The organism is Erythrobacter sp. (assembly GCA_019739335.1).
GTDB lineage: Bacteria > Pseudomonadota > Alphaproteobacteria > Sphingomonadales > Sphingomonadaceae > Alteraurantiacibacter.
Window position 1 is genome coordinate 2,328,644 of sequence record CP073261.1, and the last position, 21,198, is coordinate 2,349,841.

Consider the following 21,198-nt stretch of genomic DNA (forward strand, 5'->3'; position numbering starts at 1 on the left):
GCGGAGCAGGAAAGCCAGCGCCATGGATGTGAAACGCCACCAGCAGATCAAGCGCGTTGCCGAGGCAGTGCCCGGCGGCACACCGGTCGAAAAGGCGCCCGATCCGGGTCTGGGCCACGCACTCATCCCTGCAGAACGCTACACCTCCAGGGAATTCATGCAGCTCGAATGGGAGCGCATGTGGACGAAGGTGTGGCTGCTCGGCGGCAGGTCCGACGATATTCCGGAAGCTGGCGACTACATCTGCACCAACATCGGCAAGGAGTCGGTGCTGCTGGTCCGGCAAAAGGATGGCTCGGTCGCCGGCTTCTACAATCTCTGCCTGCATCGCGGCAACCGGCTGGTCGCCGAAGAAGGGCTGGGTTCGGTCAAGGAACAAGACGGGATTTTCCGCTGCAGCTATCACCACTGGGCCTATTCGCCCAAGGGCAAGCTGCTGCACATTCCGGACCGGGAAACCTTCCCGCAGGGTCCGCCACCGTGTGGACGGGTCCGCCCGGTGCAGGTGGACGAGTGGGGCAGCTTCGTTTGGTTTTCACTGAATCCCGATGTCGAGCCGCTGCGCGACTATCTCGGCGTGATCCCCGAACACCTTGATCCCTATCACATGGAACGGATGGCCTGGACGCGGGACATTACCGTGGAGTGGGACTGCAACTGGAAGGCGAGCGTGGATGCCTTCAGCGAAACCTATCATGTGCAGGGGATCCACCCGCAGCTGAAATGGTATCTCGACGATGTGAACGTGCAGTACGACTGCTACGACAAGCACAACCGTTACCTGATCCCCTTTGCCGCGGTCAGCCCGCGCGTTTCGCTGCCCTCGATCCTCCCTCCCCTCTTCAGCGGGATGATGGAAGCCGCCGGAATGGACCCGGCCGAGTACGAAGGGCCGATCGACGGGGTTCGCGAGGCCTTGCAGAAGTTCAAGCGGGAAAATGGCGCTGCGCAGGGCAAGGACTATTCGGCGCTGAACGACGACCAGCTGACCGATGATTACCACTACACGATCTTTCCCAATGTCTCGCTCAACGTCCATGCCGATGACGTGATGATGTTCCGGCAGCGACCTCACCCGACCGATCCGAACAGGATGCTGTACGATATCTGGATGTTCGAACTGGTGCCCGAAGGTGAGAAGTGGCCGGAACGGGTGCGCCACCAGATTTTCCGCCACGGCGACAAGTCCATTGGCCAGGTGCTCGACCAGGACGCCTTCAACTTGCCCCACGTGCAGGCGGGCATGAACAGCGAGGCGTTCGAGGGGCTGTGGATCGGCGAGCAGGAAGTCCGCCTGCGGCACTTCCACAAGACGCTGAGCGATTACCTGTACGGGCATAACGGGCCGGGCGAAGGGGATATCTGATGCAGTATTCGCAAGACGGCCTGCTGCGCGCCTATCGCCGCATGGCGACCATCCGTCAGTTCGAGGAACGCCTGCACGAGGAAATCGCCAAGGGCGAAATCCCCGGCTTCACGCACCTTTATGCCGGACAGGAAGCCGCTGCGGTCGGCGTTTGCGAACATCTCGACAAGGATGACATGATCGTCTCCACCCACCGTGGCCACGGGCACTGCATTGCCAAAGGCTGCGACGTTTCGGGGATGATGAAGGAAATCTACGGCAGCCGCGAAGGCCTGTGCAAGGGGCGCGGCGGTTCGATGCATATCGCCGATACCTCCATCGGCATGCTGGGCGCGAACGGCATTGTCGGTGCCGGGGCGCCCCAGGCTGTCGGCGCGGCAATTGCGGCCAAGGCGAAAGGCAATGGCAAGGTCGCCATTGCCTTTTCCGGCGACGGGGCCTGCAACCAGGGCACCACCTTCGAGGCGATGAACATGGCCGCCGTCATCAAGGTGCCGGCGATCTTCGTGTTCGAGAACAACCATTATTCCGAGCACACGGGTGACCGCTATGCCGTCGGGACAGCGCTGGATATCGCCAGTCGTGCCGAGGCCTTCGGCATGAAGGCATGGCGGGCCAACGGCTGCGATTTCTACGACACCTTCGAAACGATGGCCGCACTGCTCGATCATGTGCGCAGCACCAACCTTCCTGCCGCCATCGAGCTCGATACCGAGCGCTTCTATGGCCATTTCGAAGGCGATCCGCAGCGTTATCGCGCCAAGGGGGAAGTCGACCGCCTGCGCGAGGAACGCGATGCGCTGAAGATCTTCCGCGCATCCCCCGTCACCCAGCAGCATTTCGGCTCTGCCGAACTCGACGCTGTCGATGCCGAGGTCGCGGCGCAGATCGATGCGGCTGTCGATGCCGCGCGCAAGGCCGAAAGGCCCGATCCATCGCACGTCACCGAAGACGTCTATGCAGAATATTGAGGGCCGGACGATGAGCGTGATGAACATCCGCGAGGCGATCAACCAGACGCTGCACGAGGCGATGGAACGCGATCCCAGCGTCATCCTGCTGGGCGAAGACGTGGCTGGCGGGGCAGGGACCGCGGGCGGACAGGAGGCCATCGGCGGCATCTGGGGCACCAGCACCGGGCTGATCGGCAAGTTCGGTCCTGATCGGGTGATCGACACGCCCATTTCCGAAAGCGCCATCGTCGGCGCAGCCGCGGGCGCGGCGCTGGCCGGAATGCGGCCGGTCGCAGAGCTCATGTTCGCCGACTTCATCGGCGTTTGCGGGGACCAGCTGATCAACCAGATTGCCAAGTTCCGCTACATGTTCGGCGGCGAAGCGCGCTGCCCGGTGGTGGTGCGGCTGATCTACGGCGCGGGAATGAATGCCGCTGCCCAGCACAGCCAGGCATTTTACAACCTGCTCACCGCCATTCCCGGCCTGAAGGTTGCCATGCCGACCACCCCGGCGGACGCCAAGGGCCTGCTCAACGAGGCGCTGCACGGGGATGACCCGGTGATGTTCTTCGAACACAAGGCGCTGTACGGCAAGAAAGGCGAAGTGCCCGACGGAGTTCACCGGGTGCCGTTCGGCCATGCCCGGATGGTGCGCGAAGGCGGCGATGTCACCATCGTCGCTTTCGGGCGCATGGTCAGCTTTGCCGAAAAGGCTGCCGACAAGCTGGCCGAGGAAGGGATCGGCTGCGACATCATCGACCCGCGCACGACCAGTCCGCTGGACGAGGAGGCCATCCTCGACAGCGTGGAGCAGACCGGGCGGCTGGTGGTGGTGGACGAATGCCCGCCGCGCTGCGGCCTTGCGGCAGACGTTACCGCTATGGTGGCGCAGAAGGCCTTTACCAGCCTCGATGCCCCGCCCGAATGCGTGACCGCGCCGCATACGCCGGTGCCCTTCTCGCCCGAACTCGAACGTGCCTATGTGCCCGGCCCGCCCGCCATCGAAGCAGCGGTTCGCCGCACGCTGGACTGGGGTTGAGGCGCATGGCGTCGCTCAAGCCCTTTGCCATGCCCAAGTGGGGCATCGAGATGACCGAAGGAACTGTCGCGGGCTGGCAGGTGGCGGAGGGTAAGCCTTTCGCCAAGGGCGATGTCATCGTGCTGATCGAGACCGACAAGATCACCAACGAAGTGGAGGCCGAAGCCGATGGCTGCCTCGTGCGTATTCTGGCGAGGGCGCAGGAGACGAAGCCGGTGGGGGCCTTGCTGGGCGTGATGGGACCGCCCGATGCCAGCGCAGCGGAAATCGATGCTTTCGTGGCGGCCTACAGGCCGGCGGGAAGCTCTGCCGCGGCTGCAAGCGCGCCGGAACAGCCGGTTCCAACCTCGGTACCCAGTGAGGAGACGACTCCCGCACCGGCCCCGGTTCAGCGAACCGCGTTACCCGACGCCCTCGCGATTTCACCAGCCGCAAGGCACGCGGCGGAGGCTGCGGGATTGTCGGTGGAAGACATAGTCCCCAGCGGGCGCAACGGCCGCATCACCCGGCAGGATGTCGACAAGGCGATTGCCGGTTCGCGCGCACCGGTACTTCGCGGGCCGATTGCGCCGTCCGGGCAGGAAGAGGCTTTCGCAAGCCCGCTTGCACGGCGGATTGCCGCACAGCACGGCGTGGATCTTGCGGGGCTTGCGGGTACCGGGCCGCGCGGGCGGATCTGCAAGGCGGACGTTCTGGCCGTTGCAGGCGCCAAATCGGCTGCCGTTCCAACAGCAGTGGCGAGTTCTACGAGCGCAGAGGTCACGATCGAACCGATGACGGCCATGCGCAAGACGATCGCCCGTCGTCTGACCGAGGCAAAGCAGGGGATCCCCCACATCTACCTGCGCCGCCGGGTGCGGGCGGATGCCCTGATTGCCCTGCGCGAGCGCGAGGGGAAGATCGGCACCATCAACGATTACCTGATCCGCGCCGCAGCGCTGGCACTGCGCGAAGTGCCGAGTTGCAACGTGCAGGTGCACGATGGCGCGATCCATCGCTTTGCGCATGCCGACATTGCCATGGCGGTGGCGACCGATCGCGGCCTGATCACGCCGATCATCACCCATGCTGACGAACGCAGCGTGCAGGACATTGCGCGGGAAAGCGCCCGGCTGGCCCAGCGCGCCCGCGCCGGGAAGCTGCGTCCGGAGGAATTCCAGGGCGGCAGCTTCTCGATTTCCAATCTCGGCAGTTTCGGCGTCGAGTCCTTCGATGCCGTGATCAATCCGCCGCAGGGCGCGATCCTCGCAGTTGGCGCGGCACGGCCCGAGCCGGTGGACGATGACGGCGCGATCCGCATCGTCCCGGTCCTGCATCTTTCGCTCAGTTGCGATCACCGCGCCATCGATGGTGTGGAGGGTGCCCGCTTCCTTGCGGCGCTGGCCGATCTGGTCGAGAACCCCGACCAGCTCTGACCGCTCAGCTGTCCGTTTCGAAGGTAGGGGCACCCTCGGGAAGATCGGCAGCGCGACAATCGCCATAGGCGCGCATCCGCTCGCGCGTTGGCAGGGCGCCCGCATAGTCCGCAACCGGAAGATAGTAGAAGAAGCGCAGCAGCCGGTCGGCGAACCGCCAGGCGCCATCTTCCCGAACGTAGCTGTCCTGGTATCGCATGGCCACGATCATCGGCGTGCCCTGCCGCACCACTTCGGCATGGCTGGATACGATCCCGCTGGCACGATCTGGGTCCTCGGGGTCAAGCTCGATCCAGTGATCGTGCGTGACATGAAAGCCGAAACCAAGCGCAGCGAAGCGGCCGCGAAACTGCTCGCACACTGCCTCGCGCCCGTGGGCCCCCATTACGCCATCGGCGGAGCGGAAGCATCCGTCGCGCGCAAACAGTTCGCCAATCCGGTCCAGATCGTGGTCATCGATGTGGATCGTGTAGCGCGCCTGCAATTGCGCGATGTCGAGCCGGTCCTCGATGCGGCGCAGGCGCCCGGCCAGCGCGGCATCGCTCATGAATGCGAACGCAGGAACGCCAGTTGCATGTCTTCTGCCAGGCATTCCAGAATTGGCGGCACCAGCCGGCCGTGGAAGTCGATGTGCATGTGATGGTCGAACGCCGCCTGGTCCTTGAACGTGGCAATGCAGTAGAACAGGTTTTCGTCGTCATCGGCCTGCAGCACCTCGTAGACCCAGGCATCGGGCTCCTGTTCGTGGACGAGCGCCTTGAGCTCGGTCTGGCAGGCGATGAAATCGGCCCGCTTTTCCGGCTTCACGCGGAGCGTGGCGATAAAGCTCTTGCCCGGCGCGCCGCCGCGTTCAGCCTTTGACATCGTAGAGATACTCCCGGGTGTAGGTGCCGTCGATGCATTCGATCATCCGCGCGATGATCGGTGCGCTTTCGGGGTTCTGCTGGTGCGCGAGATCCGCCGCTTCGCTGGTGAAGCTTTCGTACACGGCGAAAGCGTTGGGTTCGTCCAGCCGATAGAACTTGTACTGCAGCGTTTCGGGTTCGCGTGCGGCATTGGCTTCCATCGCGTCGATCAACTCGACGAATTCGGCATCCGTGCCGGGTTTGATCTTGAACCTTGAAAGGAATGTGGTCGGCATCGCTTGCTCCCGTCCTGTCATTTTTCGCCGTTGATGTAACGGTCCAGCTCGGCATGGAAATGCCGCAATCGCGCTTCCTGCTCGCTCCACAGCGGCCCGGCGAAACCGCGTGAGCGGGCGCCCTTCTGCACGATCGGGAGCAGTTCGCTGTCCTGATCCAGCACCTCGCCCAGTTCGGGCGGCTCGCCGATTGCGGTGTGGACGATGTCGGGACGGGTCATTCCGGTAATGTCCGCGTCTTCCGCCAAGCCCATCCATGCAGGGGGGCGGTGGCCGGGAATATCCTCGGGCTTGAACAGGATGATGGTTTCGTAGGTAAACCGCTTGGGATCGTCGGCGTCGGGCAGGAAGCGGTGGATGAAGACCGCTTCGGGATGGCAGCCGATCTGGATGTTCGGAAAGAGACCGTAAATCGTGGAATCGCTCAGCTGCGTATCGCTGAAGCGTTCGTAGCCGAGGCCGTATTTGTCCGAGCGCTGGCGTTTGGCCTGCTGGATGGCAGCGCGGCTGTCCTGTGCCGTGCCCTCGAAGCTTTCGGGGTCGATCCCCGCATCGGCCAGCATCATCCTGATCCCGGCGTTCACCGTTTCCTGGTCGGGGAAGCGCGGGCTGGGCTGGGCGAAGGGCACGAACTGGCGGCTCATGCCGTTGGGAAACAGGTCGATCTGCGTGCGATCGTCCATCACCGCCTGCGTCTGCGGATGCACGGAATGCAGGTGGTAGATTTCGTAGAACGCGTCGACCCCGCCTTTCCAGTTCGCGGCCCAGTCCGACTTCTTGTGCTGCACCACCACCATGTCCTGGATCTCGTAGAGCGCGAGATGCTCGGCCACCTCGCCGAGATGGTCGGCGAGCGGAATCACCTCGTCGTTCATCGAAATGAAGACCAACCCGGCGATTGTCTCGCAGCGCACTTCGGCCAGGTCGGTCTTGTGGCATAGCACGTCGGGATGGAACGTCTCTTTGTCGGTGATGTGGGTGTTGGTCCCGTCGATAGCGAATTTCCAGCTGTGGAACGGGCAGACGAAGCTGTTCGCCGATCCGAAGTCCGCCAGCGCGATCTGGCTGCCGCGGTGGGGGCAGACATTGTAGAATGCGCGCACGCCGCCATCGGCCTGACGCACCACGACAAAAGATTCAGGCCCGATTTCGAAGCGCAACCAGTCCCCCTCCTCCGGGATGTCACTTTCGACACCGGCGAGGAGCCAGGTCTTCGTAAACATCTTCTCCCACTCCTCTTCCGCGTATTCCGGAGTGAAAAAGCGGGATGGATCAGGGCGATGCGTGCCGTTGTCCGGTCGCGGCCGTTCGGCGTTGAAAGGGTGCGGATCGCCAACGTGGATGGCCCAGTTGCGGAAATCGAAGTTCACGCGAATTCTCCCACTGCCTGCATCGTCGATCCGGGTCGCCGACGAATTAAAAAAAACAAGCATGATTGATTGTTATATTCTGCTGTGGCAGGAAGGCGCTGTCAACCGGCAAGCTGGGACGAAACCCGGCTGCAAGGAAAGTTGCAGGGAGATTGTGATGAAGAAGTCGGTACTCTATGTTGGTGCTGCTTGGGCGGCGATGTCCTTTGTCGCGATGCCGTCGATTGCCGGCGCGCAGGATGTGGGCGGCGATCCGGCCGGGGAAGGCGCGCAGGAAGACGAACAGGGCATCGGGCGAATCATCGTGACCGCCACCCGGCGCGATTCCGACCTGCAGACGACTCCGATCGCCGTTTCTGCCATCGATGCGGAATTGATCGATCGCGCGAACCTCAGCGATATCGGCGGACTGGCCGCCTTCGTTCCCAATTTCTCGGCAGAAACGATCACCGGCTTCAACGCGGCCAGTTTCGCCATGCGCGGTGTCGGGCAGAACAACATCATCGTCTATTTCGAACCGCCCGTGGCGGTGCTGGTCGACGATTTCGTTGTCCCGAGCGTCCAGACCCAGCTTCTCGACACCTTCGACGTGTCGCAGGTCGAGGTACTGCGCGGTCCGCAGGGCACACTGTTCGGCAAGAACACCACCGGCGGTGCGGTGGTCGTGCGCACGGTGCGCCCGGAAATGAACGAACTCAGCTGGCAGGGCCGTGCCGAAGTCGGCGGCTGGGGAACTTTCAACATTGCCAATGCGGTGAACGTCCCGATTATCGACGATGTGCTGGCTCTGCGCCTCGTCGGCGGGATCGAGACCGATGACGGCTTTTACCGCAATGGCGGCTGCTACGGCCCCGTCACCGGTTTCGTCGCCAACCCCTTCCAGGGGTCGAGCGGCTGCCTGAACGGCGACCGGATCGGCAATACCGAAGTTTATTCGGGCCGCGCCAAGCTGCTGTTCGAACCGTCCGAGAATATTTCCGCGCTGTTCCAGTATGAAATGCTGCGCGATCGCTCCGGCTCGGTTCCCTCGGTCAACGAAAACGACCGATTTACCGGTACCACGCCGTTCCTGACCGACCTGCTCAACACCGGCTCTTTCAACCCGGACAGCGACGATCCGCTGGACAACGCGGCCATCACCCTGCGTGACGATGCGCTGCTGTTCGCCGGGCGCGGACAGCGCATCAACGTGGACGGGCTCTATGCCAATATCGATTTCACTTTCGATGCCGGCACGCTGACCTCCGTCACCGGCTGGCGCAGCCAGCAGTCGCGGCTGCCGAACAGCTACCCGGGCCATGCCCCGCTCGATGCGCAGGGCAACCCGCTGTCGATCTTCGATGCCACGCGCGACGATGACCGCGAGACTTTCCAGCAGGAACTGCGCTTCGCCAGCGATTTCGGCGGGCCTTTCGATATCGTGGCGGGAGGCTTCTACCAGACCGACGACACCGACTTCTGCGTTTCGCAGATTCTCGGCTTCCTCGACCTGACGGCCGGTCCGCTGCCGTTCGGCAACTGGAACGATACGCCCTACATCCTGTGCAACGCGCAGGAGGCAGAATCGCTTGCGGTGTTCGGCGAAGGCACCTTCGAGATTACCCCCGAACTCATCCTTACCGGCGGCATGCGTTACACCTGGGAAGACAAGACCTGGTATGGCCGCCAGCAGACTTTCATCCCCGCGCTCGAAGGTGGGTTCGATCTTGGCCTGACGATCGACGAAGCGCTCGACGCCAGCGTCTACAATTACCCGGCCGGGGTCATCCGGGTGGACGACAGCGCCAACCAGCTGACCTGGCGCGTCAGCCTCGGCTATCAGGCGACCCCTGACCTGTTCGCCTATGCCACCGCATCGCGCGGCTTCAAGGCTGGCGGTTTCAACGACCAGATCGGCGGCTTCGCGCCCTTCGGGACCGACCTCGATGCCTTTGCCGAAGCGGCCCGGGCAACCGATCCGGAAACCGCCAACAGCTACGAAGTGGGCTTCAAGTCGGAACTGTTCGACAATGCGATGCGCTTCAACCTGACCGGCTTCTATGTCGAATACAATGACCTGCAGCGCCAGCTCAACGTACCGCTGGTCGTCAACGGTTCGCCCAATCAGGTGACGATCTTCGTCAATGCGGCAAGCGCGGAAGTGGCCGGGATCGAAGCCGAACTCACCGCCGAGCCGACCGACAACCTGCTGCTACGCGCGGTACTGGGCTATCAGGATGCGCAGTATGGCGAATACGATGCACCCACGGCCGGTTATGACCTGTCGACTTCCCCGCTGGATCGCGCGCCGGAGTTGCAGTGGACTCTCGACGGCACCTACATCCAGGAGCTCGGCAGCAATCACGAACTGGTGTTCAACGCCAGCCTCGCGCACCAGAGCCGCAGCCTGTTCACCCAGGCGATCGACAGTCCGCTGGGCAACACGTTCCTCAACGCGCGGACACTGCTCAATGCCTCGATCACGCTCAGCGACGTTGACGATGCCTACTATCTGCGCCTGATCGCCCAGAACATCACCGACGAACGCTACCGCACCGCTTCGCAGAACGTGGCTGGCCTGTGGCTCAACAGCCAGTACGGGCCGCCAGCCTATTTCGGGGTCCAGGTGGGCTTCAACTTCGGAAACTGAACCGATGAAGGACCGCTACGGCTGGATCGCACTGGCATCGGCCATCCTGCTCGGCGCATGCGCATCGCTTGCGTTCGGGCAGGATGCCCCGCCTCTCCCGGCATCGGGGAACGAAGGCGAAGGTCCGTCGCGGATGGAATCGCTGGAGGAACTGCAGGCGCGCAACGGCACGCCGATCGACCTGCAGAACCACCCTGGCCAGGCCCTGTTCGCGCAGAATTGCCTGGCCTGCCACAGTGGCACCGTGCCCAAGGCACCTGCCGTGGTCTGGCTGGAAATGCTTGAGCCCGATGCCATCCTGTCATCGATGCGCGAAGGCATCATGCAGCAGCAGGCAGCGCACCTGAGCGAAGCGGATCAGCTGCATATCGCCGAATACCTCGCCCGCATCGAACTGGACGACTACGTGCCCCCGGCTCCGCCGCAGGCCTGCGCCGATCCCGGCGTGGGCGGCAGCGGCGCGCCGCCCGCCCGCGTGGGATGGGGGCATGACAATTCGCGCTTCGTGCCTGCCGCCACCGGCGGGATCGAAGCGGACGACATTCCCGGTCTTCGCCTGAAATGGGCCTTCGCCTATCCGGGGGCGATCCGCGCACGCTCACAGCCCGCCGTAGGCTGGGATACCATCTTCGTCGGCAGCCAGTCCGGCACGGTCTATGCGTTCGATATCGACACCGGCTGCACCCGGTGGACCTATCGTGCCGGGGCCGAAGTGCGCACCGGGATCGTGGCGGATGCTGAGGCGCAACGGCTCTATTTCGGCGATATTCTCGGCCGGGTCTACGCCGTCGACGCGATGAGCGGCGAGCAGATCTGGCGGGTCGATGCCGACGACCATCCGAATGCCACCATCACCGGAACGCCCACGCTGGGCGGCGGGCTGCTGGCGGTTCCGGTGTCCTCGCTCGAAGTGACATCGGCAGCGGATCCGAATTACAGCTGCTGCACTTTCCGTGGTGCCGTTGTGGCGCTCGACCCGGCGAGCGGGGAGCAGGTGTGGAAGACCTATACCGTCCCCAATCCACCAGCCGAGCAGGGAACAACCAGCGTCGGCGCACGCATCCTCGGCCCGTCTGGCGCCCCCGTCTGGAACAGCCCAACCTATGACGCCGCGCGTGACCGCTTCTATTTCGGTTCGGGAGAGAACTATTCTTCCCCGGCGGACGCAAATTCGGACGCGCTGTTTGCAGTCGATGCGCGGACCGGAAGCCGCCTGTGGCAGGTCCAGTTTACCCAGAACGATGCCTGGAATGTGGGCTGCATGCTCGCCAACGAGAACTGCCCGGAAGAAAATGGCCCCGATCTCGATATTGCCGCTTCGGCGCTGATCGTACCGGTGGGCGGCGGGCGCGACGTGATCGTTGTCGGGCAGAAATCTGGCGTGGTCCACGGTGTCGATGCCGATAGCGGCGAATTGCTGTGGCAGACCAGGCTCGGTCATGGCGGCACGCAAGGCGGGGTCCACTTCGGCCTCGCGGCGGAAGGCAGCACTGTCTACGTGCCGATCACCGATCTTGCCGATACGTACGATGGGCGCATTTACGATGCTGCCATCAATGGCGCAGGAATCCACGCCCTCGACGCCGCCACCGGCGACATCCTGTGGCGCAATTTCGCCGACAACCGCTGCAATGGCGAATCGTACTGCGATCCGGGCATTTCCTCTGCCGCCACCGCCGTACCCGGCGCAGTGATCGCCGGGCATCTCGATGGGCGGCTGGCCGGTTATGACGGGTCTACGGGCGAAGTCCTGTGGTCCTACGATACCCGCCAGCCGGTGGAGACGATCGGCGGGACCACGGCTGCCGGAGGCAGCATGAGCGGCCCGGGTCCGGCCGTTTACAACGGCCACGTGATCGTCAATTCCGGTTACGGCCTCTATTTCCACATGCCCGGCAACGTCTTGCTGGTGTTCGAAAAGCAATAGGACGCATCCGCCCCGATGAACTTCAGCCTGACCGACGACCAGCGTGAATTGCAGGCGGCCGCCCGCCGCTTCGCGCGCGAGGAACTGCCCGCTATTGCCAACCGGCTCGAAGCGGACAATCACCCGCCTTCGCGCGAGCTGGTAAAGCAATATGCCGATCTCGGCTTTCTCGGCATGAACGTGCCGGAAGAGCTGGGCGGCATGGGCCTCGGCAATCTTGAAGCGCTGATCGTGCTGGAGGAATTCGGCAAGATTTCCTCGGCCGTCGCTTTCCCCGTTTTCGAATCCTGCGTCGGTCCGGTGCGGGCGATCGAGCGCTTTGCGGGTGAGGAGCTGCGCCGCCGCGTGGTGCCTTCCGTGTGCAGCGGCGACATGATCGTGGCGGTCAGCATGTCCGAACCCGACGCGGGCAGCGCGCTGACCGACCTGGCCACGCGCGCGATCGAGGATGGCGACCACTACGTTATCACCGGAACCAAGCGCTGGTGCTCGGGCGGCGGCCATGCCGATGGCTATGTCGTCTATTGCCGCATGTCCGACGATCCGGGCGCCAAGGGCATCGGCGCGCTGTTCGTGGAGGCCGACACGCCCGGCCTGTCCTTCGGCCCGAACGAGCAGCTGATGGGCTTTCGCGGAATTCCGTCTTCGGACCTGATGTTTGACGAATGTCGCGTGCCGAAAGCCAATCTCGTCGTGCCCGCTGGCGGCTTCAAGAAATTGATGGAAGCGTTCGATCTCGAACGCTGCGGCAATGCCACCATGTCGCTGGCGCAGGCTTCGGGCGCGCTTGAAGACGTCATCGAATACGTGCAGGAGCGCAAGCAGTTCGGCAAGCCGATCGTCGATTTCCAGGCAGTCCAGCTGAAGCTGGCGGAAATGCAGATGCAGGTGGATGCGGCGCGGCTGCTGATCTGGCGCGCCGCCTCGAACGCGCAGGACGGCCTTCCCTCGATCCTCGAAAGCTCGGTCGCCAAGTGCTTTGCCAATTCCATTTCGCGCGAAGTGACCGGCAACGCGGTGCAGCTGATGGGTGCCTATGGCTACAGCAAGGATTTCCCGATGGAGCGCCGGCTGCGCGACGCCTGGGGCTGGGGCATCGCCGGGGGTGCGATCGATATCCAGAAAACCAATATCGCCAGCGCCATGGTAGGCCGCCGGTTCGATCAGAGGCGCTGACATGGCGCTCGAAGCCATCGCCGCAGCGGATGAAGTGCCGCCGAAGGGCTCCATGGTTGTTGCACATGGCGGAGAACAGGTGCTGCTGGTGCGCAGCGAAGCGGGTGTGTTCGCGGTCGAGAACCGCTGCAGCCACGCCTATCAGGAACTTCACGGCGGCAAGGTGCGCAAGGTGTTCATCTTCTGCCCGCTGCATGGCGTGCGCTTCGACCTGCGCAACGGCTGCCCCAGCGGGGACCTGACCGACCAGCCGATCAAGGCGTGGAAATGCGAGGAGGTGGACGGGCGCATTCTCGTCGATCTCGACGTGCGGCTCGATCCGGGGGCAAACTAGCGATGCGTGTGCTGCATATCGACGCCAGTCCTCGCGCCAGCCGTTCGCGCTCGCGCCCGGTGGCAGAGCGCTTCCTGGCCGCCCTGCCCGCGTGTGCCGAGGTCACCCGCCTCGACCTGTGGCAGGCGGACCTGCCCTCGCTCGGCGGCGAGATGATCGAAGGGCGCTACAACCTGCTGTTCGGCGAGCCGGTGGACGAAGCTATTGTGGCGGAATGGAACGCGATACGACAGGTCGCGGCGGATTTTCTCGACCACGATGCCTACGTCATCGGCACGCCGATGTGGAACTTCGGCATTCCTTACCGGCTCAAGCATTTCGTCGATGTGGTAACCCAGCCGGGCATGACCTTCCGCAACGACGCGGCGGGAAATGTCGTGGGGCTGGCGGCAGGCAAGCGAGCGCTGGTGATTGCAGCCAGCGCCATGCCCTTCGGCACCGATCCCGCGCTGGCGGCGCTCGACCACCAATACGCCTATCTTGCGGCCTGGCTGGGGTTCATCGGCATCGCTGATGTCGCCCGCATCCAGGTTGCGCCGACATTCGGCCCGGAAGAAGTGGTCGCGCAGGCGGTGGAAGCTGCAGGCGAAGCCGCGATCGCGCTGGCCCGCCGTTGGGCAGTGGATTAGGCTCCGGGCGGCTGACAGGCCGCCCCCTGTTGTCTTTGATCTAGACCACAGGCTTTCCAGCGCTGGATCGACGCGTACACTCCTTTCAGCCTTGCTGTAACTCGTCTCCCAATGACGGAATTATCCGCTCTTTTTGAGCCACTTTTGTTGCGCCAATTGCATAAGACCTATTCGACCCGACCTTGGCGAGGCGGCTGTTCAGACCACTCTTCTCACGGAAATCTTTGTCGCACCAGGTGGGCACTGGAGATTTGCGAACCTGAACCGCCTGACGCACCAGCGTATTTCATCGACCACCAGTTCATTGCTGGGCGATCAACCGCGCAGCCAAGTTCAGCCTATCGGGTCGAAATCGCGCGTGGTGATTGTTTTGTGCTTGCTGGCAGAATGCACGGACGTGGGGGACGTCCGGAGATGACCGCTAAGTCATCGAAACCACTGGTCGGGAAGACAGGATTCGAACCTGCGACCCCCACACCCCCAGTGTGATGCGCTACCAGGCTGCGCTACTTCCCGAATCCAGTGGAGGGGCGCCTATAGAAAGGGCAGGACTTGATAGCAAGCGCCTCGATTGCCACCTGTCGGCAATGCTGCTAGGCGCGGCTCGCAAACGGCGGGGGAGGGCAAAAGTCTCCCTCGCAATGACCAGTCACATGTTCCGGATGGATCGCACACATGCTCGAATTTCTTGCCGCCGCAGCCGGAGAAGCTGCCCCTCCCGGCTGGGTCCAGTTCCTGCCGATCATAGGCATGGTGGCGATCTTCTGGTTCCTGCTGTTCCGCCCGCAGATGAAACGCGCGAAAGAGCACCAGGCCAAGATTGCCGGGATCAAGAAGAACGACCAAGTCGTCACTGCCGGTGGCATAGTGGGCAAGGTCGTCAAGGTTGATGACGTCTATGCCGAAGTCGAAATCGCGCAGAACACCCGGGTGAAGGTGGTCAAGTCCACCATCGGCGATATCGTGCCGCCCGCGGGCGCGAAGCCGGCCAACGACTGAAACGAAAGCCGGCCAGCACTATCATGCTCGATTTCCCGCTCTGGAAACGCCTTACGCTCTGGATCAGCACGATTGTGCTGTCGCTGCTGGCCATTCCCTCGATCGCCGCGCTCACCAACACGCCGTTGCCGGACTTTCTCGACAACGCGCCGCAGATCAACCTCGGGCTCGACCTTGCGGGCGGGAGCCACATCCTGCTCGAAGCCGACCCGGCCCAGGTTGCCGAACAGCGGCTGGAATCGACCGAGGAGACCATGCGCCAGCTGATGGCCGATGCCGATCCGCGCATTGAAATCGGCGATGTCTCTACGGCCGATGGCCGGCTTTCGTTCATGCTTGATAGTCCAGCCGATATCGACCGGGCCCGCGATGAACTCAGCAATGTGATTGCCGGAACCGGGGTGGTTGCCGAATGGCAATTGGAGGTGCTCGACGGCAATCGCATGGTGCTGACGCCTACCGAGCAGGGCCTCGATACCGCTGTCGAAGGGGCGATGGAAAGTGCGGTCGAAGTGGTGCGCCGCCGGATCGACGCGCTCGGCACGCGCGAGCCGACGATTATCCGCCAGGGCGACAACCGCATCGTGGTGCAGGTGCCGGGTCTTGAAGATCCGCAAGCGCTGAAGGACCTGCTCGGCCAGACTGCGAATCTCGAATTCAAGCTCGTCGATGCGCAGGCCTTGCCGACCGACATCGCACAGGGTGTTGCCAATCCGGGCAGCGAGATCGTGCCTTATGCGGCCGAATCCGATTTTGCCGGCCAGTTTGAAGCGGTGCGGCGGCTTGGCGGCATTCGCGGCGATACGCTGACAGGCGCGCAGCAGAGCTTCGACCAGCAGACCAACGAACCTGTGGTGTCGATCCAGTTCGATCCGCAGGGTGGCGCGCGTTTCGCCCAGCTCAGCACCGAGAACGTCGGCCAGCGCTTCGCGATCATCCTCGATGACGAGGTGATTTCCGCCCCCGTATTCAACGAACCGATCCTCGGCGGTTCGGCGCAGATTTCGGGCGGCTTCACGGTCGAGACTGCCAACAATCTCGCCATCCAGTTGCGTTCCGGCGCACTGCCGGTCGATCTGGCAGTGATCGAGGAGCGGACTGTCGGTCCGGATCTTGGTGCGGATTCGATCGTCAAGGGCGGGATTGCGATGGGGGTTGGATCGCTCCTGGTGATCCTGCTGATGGTGGCCACCTATGGCCGCTTCGGTGTCTACGCCACGGCGGCGCTCATTTTCAACGTGCTGATGATCCTCGGCATCATGGCCTTCATGAACACGACGCTCACACTGCCTGGTATCGCCGGTTTCGTGCTGACGATCGGCGCGGCGGTGGATGCAAACGTGCTGATCTACGAGCGCATCCGCGAAGAGCGAAAGCGCGGGCGGCGCGTGGTGGCGGCAGTTGAAACCGGCTACAAGGAAGCCAGCCGCGCGATCTACGACGCCAACATGACCAATTTCATCGCCGGGGTGTTGCTGTTCCTGTTCGGCTCCGGCCCGATCCGCGGCTTTGCCGTGGTGCTCATTATCGGGCTGTTCACCAGCGTCTTCACCGCCGTGACGCTCACCCGCATGTGGGTGGCGATGTGGCTGAAGGCCAAGCGCCCCTCCGAAATCCACATCTAGGGGAGAGAGAACCATGAAACTGCTCAAGCTCGTCCCCGACGATACGAACATCAAATTCCTCAAATGGCGAATGCCGTTCTACGTCGTCAGCCTGTTGCTGATTGCGGCAAGCTGGGCCTTGGTGCTGACCAAGGGACTCAATTACGGTGTCGATTTTGCTGGCGGCCAGGAAATCACCGGCACTTTCGAACAGGAAGCGGAAGCCCCGGTTGGCGAACTGCGCGAGACGCTGAGCACGCTCGACTATGGCGAACCGGTGATCCAGCGCTTCGGCGAGGCGAACCAGGTTTCGATCCGGGTACGGCTGCCCGATGATGTCTCCGGGGATCCCGCCGCTGCAAACCGCATTTCGGAAGAGATCATCTCCACCGTCACTGCCGCCCATGCCGATTTCCGCGTGGACAGCAACAATACGGTTTCGGGCAAGGTATCGGGTGAGTTCCGCAGTACCGCGCTCTATGCGCTACTTGCCGCCATGTTGGCGATTTCGCTGTATATCTGGATCCGCTTCGAATGGCAGTTCGGGGTGGGGGCGTTGTTCGCGCTGTTCCACGACGTATCGCTGACGCTGGGCATGTTCGCACTGTTCCAGCTGGAATTCAGTCTGCAAATCATCGCCGCCATCCTCGCGATCATCGGCTATTCGCTCAACGATACGATCGTCATCTACGACCGTATCCGCGAAAACCTGAAAAAATACCGGAAAATGCCGGTGCCGGAGCTGCTCGACCTGTCTGTCAACGAAACGCTGGCGCGCACGGTGATGACTTCGCTCACGCTGCTGGTTGCACTGGTGCCGCTGCTGCTGTTTGGCCCGGCGAGCCTGTTCGGGCTGGTCGCCGCGATCACGCTGGGGATTTTCGTCGGGACCTATTCCTCGGTCTATATGGCTGCGCCGATCCTGATCTGGCTGGGCGTGACGGGCGACAGCTTCGTGCCGCAGGAAACGCTGGCCGACCGGCAGGACCGGAAAGCGCGCGGGGAAGTCTAGGGTTTCTCCCCTCCCGCTTGCGGGAGGGGCCGGGGGTGAGCCTAGCGGGCGATCAGCCCTTCGTAATAGGTGGCCAGCTCCGCCGCGTTGGCTTCCCAGCTGAATTGCGCGACGTTGGCTGCGACTTCTTCCTGCGGGTAGTTTGCCGTCAGCACTTCGCGTATCGCGTTCTCGAAATAGCTGATGTCGATAGTCGGCGTGTAGGGCACGACGCGTCCGGCGCTGGCATCGGATACCAGCTCCCGCGCTCCGCCGACATCGGTGATGACCAGCGGTGTTCCGCAGGCGAGCGCTTCCACCCAGGCATTGGCCAGTCCCTCGCTGGCGGAGTTAAGCGCCATCACATTGCTTGCACTCAAGACCAACGGAAGCCTGCCGTGGTCAAGACTGCCGAGGAAATGCACACGGTGTGAAACGCCAAGCCGCGCAACATCCCCCTCCAATAACTGGCGATCCGGCCCGGTGCCCACGAGAGCGAGATGAACCTTCGGTAATCCGGCGACAATATCGACAAGGTGCTGCTGCCCCTTGCGCGGGATCAGCGCGCCGACGCAGGCGATCAGCTTTTCGTCGTCACCCAGGGCAATCCCGAACTCGTCCGCGATCCGCTGTCTGCTTGAGGCTCGGTCAAGCGGGCGGAACAGGTCGCGATCAAGGCCTGTGTAATGCACGGTGATCTTCTCGCGCGGCAGGCCCAGCACCGCCATGTCCTCGGCCAACGCCTTGCTCACCGCCAACAGCCCCGCCGCCTGCTGCGCCGCCCGCCGCATCTTCTTCAGCGCATAGGGCTTGCCGCCCCAGTGCGAAATGTCAGCTCCGCGCGCCTTGATGCTCAGCGGCAGGCCGAGCTCGGCGGCGATCCGCGCGGCGGCAGAGCCGTCGGGGTAGAAGAACTGTGCATCCACAAGATCGAAGGGCTCGCGGGCGTGGAGCTGGCGGGCGAGGGGGAGGGCGGCGCGCACGATCATGGCCGGGTTGAACGGCCCGCCCACCGCCGGGATCAGCGTGAAGCGCGGACGGCGCACGTCCACTCCGGCTTCCACTCCGCTGATGGCCGCTGCGGCGAGCGGCTTGTAGCGCGGCATCGGCACTGGCGGCACGCCGATCGGATTGATCACCGTCACATCCCAGCCGTCCCGCGCGGCGAGCGCTTCCAGCTGGCGCGCCACGAAGGTCCCGAAACGCGGCACATGCGCGTTGGGATAGAGCGTGGCGATGGAAAGGACGCGGGGCATCTTGTGGCGCTACAGCTTGCGCACCAGCATCTCTGCCACCGCCAGCCAGGCGGGGCTGTCGATCACGATCTGCCGCTGGCCGATCCCCGGCGGCAGCAGCCCGACATAATTGCCCTGCCGGTCGATCAGCCGTCCGAAGGCGAACCGCCCGCCCGAACGCGGGGCGAGCACGTCCCGGTTAATCAACGAGGCCGTCGCATCGGGAGACACCTGCCGCATCCACAACTGGTCGCCGCTGCGGTACTCGCCCTGGCCCGCTTCGATTTCGACGCAGACCAGCGCGCCAGAATCGAGCAGTTCGGTCGGCAGGATCGCATCGCGCGGCTTGCCAAGGCTTTCCGCCCCGGCACTAGTGAGGCGCGCGATCACCTGCGGCTGCGCCGTGTCGCCCGGCTTCACCAGCGCTTCCGGGTCCACTCCCAGCGCCGCGCCGATCCGGTTCATCCACACCAGCGAGAGATTGCGCATCCCCGTCTCCAGCCGCCCGATCGTCTGCGCGGTGGTGGGTGGGGTGCAGGCGGCGGCGACTTCGGCCAGCGTCATGCCCTTCTGCTTGCGGATGTCGCGGATGCGATTGATCATGGCGTCGCTTTCTCAATGGGCGAACTAACCGGATTGGTTGGAAATTCAGCTTTCCTACAACCGATTCGCTTTTGCAAGGGGCCTTTCCAACAGCGAAGGGAAAATGCCATGCAGCGCGAACTGGTTGAACGCGAACTCACATCCGAAGGCCCGCGCCGCAGCGGCGGGGTCGGGCGGCGGCGGCGCAGCGTGACGGTGAATGTCGCCGAAAGCCCGCTCGGCTGGCTCCACGCGCACGGCCATATCGACACGCGGCTGTTCGACGCGGGCGAGCGGCTGCGCGCAGATTACGAGCGGGCGCAGCTCAGCCCCTCGATCACCATGCGCTGGGACCCGGTGCGAATTGCCGGAACGGGTGAGCAGGGCCTGACCGGCGGCGAGCGGCAGGTCGCCGCGCGGGCGCGGTTCGACGGCGCACTGGCGCAGGCGGGGCGAGGGCTGGAGGACGTGCTCTGGCGCGTGGTCTGCGCCGGGGAATCTTTGCCGACAGCGGAGAAAGCACTCGGCTGGCCCGCACGCAGCGGCAAGCTTGTGCTCCGGCTGGCGCTGGACCGGGTGGCGGATTTCTACCGGATTTCCTGAGCGTATCAGCCGAACAGGCCGCGCAGCCAGTTCCAGCAGCGTAGCAGCACCGAGTTCGATGGTTCCGCTTTCCGCTTGCGCGCTTCGGCCGCTTCCTGTTCCGCTTCGCGTAAAAGTTTGGCACGCAGGGCGCTTTGCCGCCCTTCCTGCGCTGCCTGGAGCACCGCACGGCGCGGGCGCTGGTCTCGCATGAAGGCGTAGCCATCGAAATTGTCGTCAACATGATCGGTATGGTCGGCAACGGGTTCGGCTTGCGCTTCGGGCCCCGGACCGGGTTCGGGCTCCGGCTCGGATTGCTGCTCCGCTCCGGCCAGCCAGCTATCCAGATCGAGCACTTCTTCGGGCGTCTCGTAATCCTTGGCCGGATTGAGTTCTTCGAACCGGGCAGGGCGCGGCTTTTCGGGGACTGCTTCCAGTTTTTCGGGCGGCGCGGGCGGGATGAAGCGGGGTTCTGGCACGGGCGCGAATGGTTCCACCGGAGCCTTGGCTTCGACCTGTGGAAGCTCGTGCCGGACCATGGCGGGCCTGATCGGCATCGGGGCAAGCGGCGTTACCGGGGGTTCGGGCGCGCGGGCAACCGGCGCGGGCGGAGCGGGGGGGATGACCACGGCGGGTCTGGCCACTTCGACCGGCCGGAACGTGAATTCCTCCAATTCCTCTTCCACCACTTCGCGGATCGGGAGCGAGGGGAAGATGCGGGTGGAAAGATCGAGCCCGTCGTTGATGAAGCCATCGGCGGGCAGTTCGCCCAGGGCCTCGAAATCGCCCAGGGCATAGCCCTCTTCCTCCAGATCCTCGACATAGTCGAGTTCGGGAAGCGGGGTCTTGCGCCGAGTCAGCGACAGTACGGCTTCGGGCGAGGGCAAGTCGTCATCGGCGTCGTCGTCCACCTCGTCCGAATGGCCAAGCTCTTCGGGATCGTCGTCCATCGGTGCGAGGCCGAGGATCGAAACCGGGCGCGGCGCGCGTTCGACTTCTTCGCCCAGCAATTCCGCGCCCGCATCGTGGAACAGCGCGTGGGCAGCTTCCAACTCATCGGGATCGAGCACCAGTACCGGCTTCTTCTTGAACACGCGCGGCCCGCCCAGGCCCTCCAGACTGCCGTAAGCAGGCCCGTTGGCTCCGGTATCGGCCCGGAGTGCGGAGGATGCAGCAATGCCCATGTGCTGGCTTGTGCCCAGTTTTGGTGCAAACGCCGTGAGCAA

The 21,198-nt window shown here is 63.8% G+C and carries 20 protein-coding genes and 1 tRNA gene; 13 read left to right on the plus strand and 8 right to left on the minus strand.

Going from position 1 to position 21,198, the window contains the following annotated elements; translation table 11 throughout:
• Window positions 1-22: 22 nt before the first annotated feature.
• Genes JY451_11455 through JY451_11470 form a run of 4 tightly spaced genes read left to right on the plus strand, consistent with a single transcriptional unit; the run spans window position 23 to window position 4,773 of the window.
• Window positions 23-1,366, plus strand: coding sequence for an aromatic ring-hydroxylating dioxygenase subunit alpha (locus JY451_11455; protein ID QZH74299.1), 1,344 nt, complete (start codon window positions 23-25; stop codon window positions 1,364-1,366).
• The gene (locus JY451_11460; GenBank protein QZH74300.1) at window positions 1,366-2,337 is read left to right on the plus strand and encodes a thiamine pyrophosphate-dependent dehydrogenase E1 component subunit alpha; all 972 of its coding nucleotides are present in this window, start codon (window positions 1,366-1,368) and stop codon (window positions 2,335-2,337) included. The genes JY451_11455 and JY451_11460 overlap by 1 nt, the downstream gene beginning before the upstream one ends.
• A 10-nt stretch (window positions 2,338-2,347) precedes the next feature.
• On the plus strand, window positions 2,348-3,358 hold the full coding sequence (locus tag JY451_11465; protein ID QZH76699.1) for an alpha-ketoacid dehydrogenase subunit beta: 1,011 nt from the start codon (window positions 2,348-2,350) through the stop codon (window positions 3,356-3,358).
• A 5-nt stretch (window positions 3,359-3,363) separates the two neighbouring features.
• Window positions 3,364-4,773, plus strand: coding sequence for a 2-oxo acid dehydrogenase subunit E2 (locus JY451_11470; protein ID QZH74301.1), 1,410 nt, complete (start codon window positions 3,364-3,366; stop codon window positions 4,771-4,773).
• Between the two features lie 4 nt (window positions 4,774-4,777).
• Here JY451_11470 and JY451_11475 read toward each other — a convergent pair whose 3' ends face one another.
• Genes JY451_11475 through JY451_11490 form a run of 4 tightly spaced genes read right to left on the minus strand, consistent with a single transcriptional unit; the run spans window position 4,778 to window position 7,284 of the window.
• Window positions 4,778-5,320, minus strand: a complete 543-nt coding sequence (locus JY451_11475) for a nuclear transport factor 2 family protein (GenBank protein ID QZH74302.1) — start codon at window positions 5,318-5,320, stop codon at window positions 4,778-4,780.
• Window positions 5,317-5,637: an antibiotic biosynthesis monooxygenase gene (locus JY451_11480; GenBank protein ID QZH74303.1), complete on the minus strand. Its 321-nt coding sequence runs from the start codon at window positions 5,635-5,637 to the stop codon at window positions 5,317-5,319. Before JY451_11480 ends, JY451_11475 begins: the two co-directional genes overlap by 4 nt.
• Complete coding sequence (locus tag JY451_11485; GenBank protein ID QZH74304.1) at window positions 5,624-5,914, minus strand: antibiotic biosynthesis monooxygenase; 291 nt, start codon at window positions 5,912-5,914, stop codon at window positions 5,624-5,626. The genes JY451_11480 and JY451_11485 overlap by 14 nt, the downstream gene beginning before the upstream one ends.
• Window positions 5,915-5,931: 17 nt before the next feature.
• Entirely contained in the window at window positions 5,932-7,284 is a 1,353-nt protein-coding gene (locus tag JY451_11490) for an aromatic ring-hydroxylating dioxygenase subunit alpha (protein QZH74305.1), read from the minus strand.
• Window positions 7,285-7,441: 157 nt separating this feature from the next.
• Between JY451_11490 and JY451_11495 the strand changes: the two genes are divergently transcribed.
• From JY451_11495 to JY451_11515, 5 genes are read left to right on the plus strand one after another with little or no spacing between them, the layout of a single operon-like run.
• Window positions 7,442-9,913 carry a TonB-dependent receptor gene (locus JY451_11495; GenBank protein QZH74306.1) on the plus strand — a complete coding sequence of 824 codons (2,472 nt, stop codon included), beginning with the start codon at window positions 7,442-7,444 and terminating at the stop codon, window positions 9,911-9,913.
• Window positions 9,914-9,938: 25 nt separating this feature from the next.
• The gene (locus JY451_11500; GenBank protein ID QZH76700.1) at window positions 9,939-11,840 is read left to right on the plus strand and encodes a PQQ-binding-like beta-propeller repeat protein; all 1,902 of its coding nucleotides are present in this window, start codon (window positions 9,939-9,941) and stop codon (window positions 11,838-11,840) included.
• A 15-nt stretch (window positions 11,841-11,855) separates the two neighbouring features.
• Window positions 11,856-13,016, plus strand: a complete 1,161-nt coding sequence (locus tag JY451_11505; GenBank protein QZH74307.1) for an acyl-CoA dehydrogenase family protein — start codon at window positions 11,856-11,858, stop codon at window positions 13,014-13,016.
• A 1-nt stretch (window position 13,017) separates the two neighbouring features.
• Window positions 13,018-13,350: a Rieske 2Fe-2S domain-containing protein gene (locus JY451_11510; GenBank protein ID QZH74308.1), complete on the plus strand. Its 333-nt coding sequence runs from the start codon at window positions 13,018-13,020 to the stop codon at window positions 13,348-13,350.
• 2 nt (window positions 13,351-13,352) lie between these two features.
• Complete coding sequence (locus JY451_11515; protein ID QZH74309.1) at window positions 13,353-13,979, plus strand: NAD(P)H-dependent oxidoreductase; 627 nt, start codon at window positions 13,353-13,355, stop codon at window positions 13,977-13,979.
• Between the two features lie 439 nt (window positions 13,980-14,418).
• Here the strand turns inward: JY451_11515 and JY451_11520 are convergent.
• Window positions 14,419-14,495, minus strand: a tRNA-Pro gene (locus tag JY451_11520).
• 159 nt (window positions 14,496-14,654) lie between these two features.
• On the opposite strand from JY451_11520, the gene yajC reads away from it, so the two are divergent.
• Genes yajC through secF form a run of 3 tightly spaced genes read left to right on the plus strand, consistent with a single transcriptional unit; the run spans window position 14,655 to window position 17,594 of the window.
• A complete protein-coding gene (gene yajC, locus JY451_11525; protein QZH74310.1) occupies window positions 14,655-14,978 on the plus strand; it encodes a preprotein translocase subunit YajC in 324 nt (107 codons plus the stop codon).
• Between the two features lie 23 nt (window positions 14,979-15,001).
• Entirely contained in the window at window positions 15,002-16,603 is a 1,602-nt protein-coding gene (gene secD, locus JY451_11530; protein QZH74311.1) for a protein translocase subunit SecD, read from the plus strand.
• A gap of 13 nt (window positions 16,604-16,616) precedes the next feature.
• Window positions 16,617-17,594, plus strand: a complete 978-nt coding sequence (gene secF / locus JY451_11535) for a protein translocase subunit SecF (protein ID QZH74312.1) — start codon at window positions 16,617-16,619, stop codon at window positions 17,592-17,594.
• A 41-nt stretch (window positions 17,595-17,635) separates the two neighbouring features.
• On the opposite strand, the gene JY451_11540 is transcribed toward secF, so the two are convergent.
• Together JY451_11540 and JY451_11545 are read right to left on the minus strand one after the other, a co-directional pair.
• The gene (locus tag JY451_11540) at window positions 17,636-18,829 is read right to left on the minus strand and encodes a glycosyltransferase (GenBank protein ID QZH74313.1); all 1,194 of its coding nucleotides are present in this window, start codon (window positions 18,827-18,829) and stop codon (window positions 17,636-17,638) included.
• A gap of 9 nt (window positions 18,830-18,838) precedes the next feature.
• Window positions 18,839-19,411, minus strand: a complete 573-nt coding sequence (locus JY451_11545) for a helix-turn-helix transcriptional regulator (protein ID QZH74314.1) — start codon at window positions 19,409-19,411, stop codon at window positions 18,839-18,841.
• A gap of 108 nt (window positions 19,412-19,519) precedes the next feature.
• Here JY451_11545 and JY451_11550 point away from each other — a divergent pair, with 108 nt between their 5' ends.
• The gene (locus JY451_11550) at window positions 19,520-19,993 is read left to right on the plus strand and encodes a hypothetical protein (GenBank protein QZH74315.1); all 474 of its coding nucleotides are present in this window, start codon (window positions 19,520-19,522) and stop codon (window positions 19,991-19,993) included.
• Between the two features lie 5 nt (window positions 19,994-19,998).
• On the opposite strand, the gene JY451_11555 is transcribed toward JY451_11550, so the two are convergent.
• On the minus strand, window positions 19,999-21,156 hold the full coding sequence (locus JY451_11555; protein QZH74316.1) for a hypothetical protein: 1,158 nt from the start codon (window positions 21,154-21,156) through the stop codon (window positions 19,999-20,001).
• Between the last annotated feature and the right edge of the window lie 42 nt (window positions 21,157-21,198).

Coding starts and splice junctions, on each gene's coding strand:
- JY451_11475 (QZH74302.1), bottom strand. CDS start 5,320: ATGAGCGATGCCGCGCTGGCCGGGCGCCTGCGCCGCATCGAGGACCGG.
- JY451_11480 (QZH74303.1), bottom strand. CDS start 5,637: ATGTCAAAGGCTGAACGCGGCGGCGCGCCGGGCAAGAGCTTTATCGCC.
- JY451_11540 (QZH74313.1), bottom strand. CDS start 18,829: ATGCCCCGCGTCCTTTCCATCGCCACGCTCTATCCCAACGCGCATGTG.
- JY451_11510 (QZH74308.1), top strand. CDS start 13,018: ATGGCGCTCGAAGCCATCGCCGCAGCGGATGAAGTGCCGCCGAAGGGC.
- JY451_11495 (QZH74306.1), top strand. CDS start 7,442: ATGAAGAAGTCGGTACTCTATGTTGGTGCTGCTTGGGCGGCGATGTCC.
- yajC (QZH74310.1), top strand. CDS start 14,655: ATGCTCGAATTTCTTGCCGCCGCAGCCGGAGAAGCTGCCCCTCCCGGC.
- JY451_11470 (QZH74301.1), top strand. CDS start 3,364: ATGGCGTCGCTCAAGCCCTTTGCCATGCCCAAGTGGGGCATCGAGATG.
- JY451_11545 (QZH74314.1), bottom strand. CDS start 19,411: ATGATCAATCGCATCCGCGACATCCGCAAGCAGAAGGGCATGACGCTG.
- JY451_11485 (QZH74304.1), bottom strand. CDS start 5,914: ATGCCGACCACATTCCTTTCAAGGTTCAAGATCAAACCCGGCACGGAT.
- JY451_11550 (QZH74315.1), top strand. CDS start 19,520: ATGCAGCGCGAACTGGTTGAACGCGAACTCACATCCGAAGGCCCGCGC.
- JY451_11460 (QZH74300.1), top strand. CDS start 1,366: ATGCAGTATTCGCAAGACGGCCTGCTGCGCGCCTATCGCCGCATGGCG.
- JY451_11455 (QZH74299.1), top strand. CDS start 23: ATGGATGTGAAACGCCACCAGCAGATCAAGCGCGTTGCCGAGGCAGTG.
- JY451_11555 (QZH74316.1), bottom strand. CDS start 21,156: ATGGGCATTGCTGCATCCTCCGCACTCCGGGCCGATACCGGAGCCAAC.
- JY451_11505 (QZH74307.1), top strand. CDS start 11,856: ATGAACTTCAGCCTGACCGACGACCAGCGTGAATTGCAGGCGGCCGCC.
- secD (QZH74311.1), top strand. CDS start 15,002: ATGCTCGATTTCCCGCTCTGGAAACGCCTTACGCTCTGGATCAGCACG.
- JY451_11465 (QZH76699.1), top strand. CDS start 2,348: ATGAGCGTGATGAACATCCGCGAGGCGATCAACCAGACGCTGCACGAG.
- JY451_11515 (QZH74309.1), top strand. CDS start 13,353: ATGCGTGTGCTGCATATCGACGCCAGTCCTCGCGCCAGCCGTTCGCGC.
- secF (QZH74312.1), top strand. CDS start 16,617: ATGAAACTGCTCAAGCTCGTCCCCGACGATACGAACATCAAATTCCTC.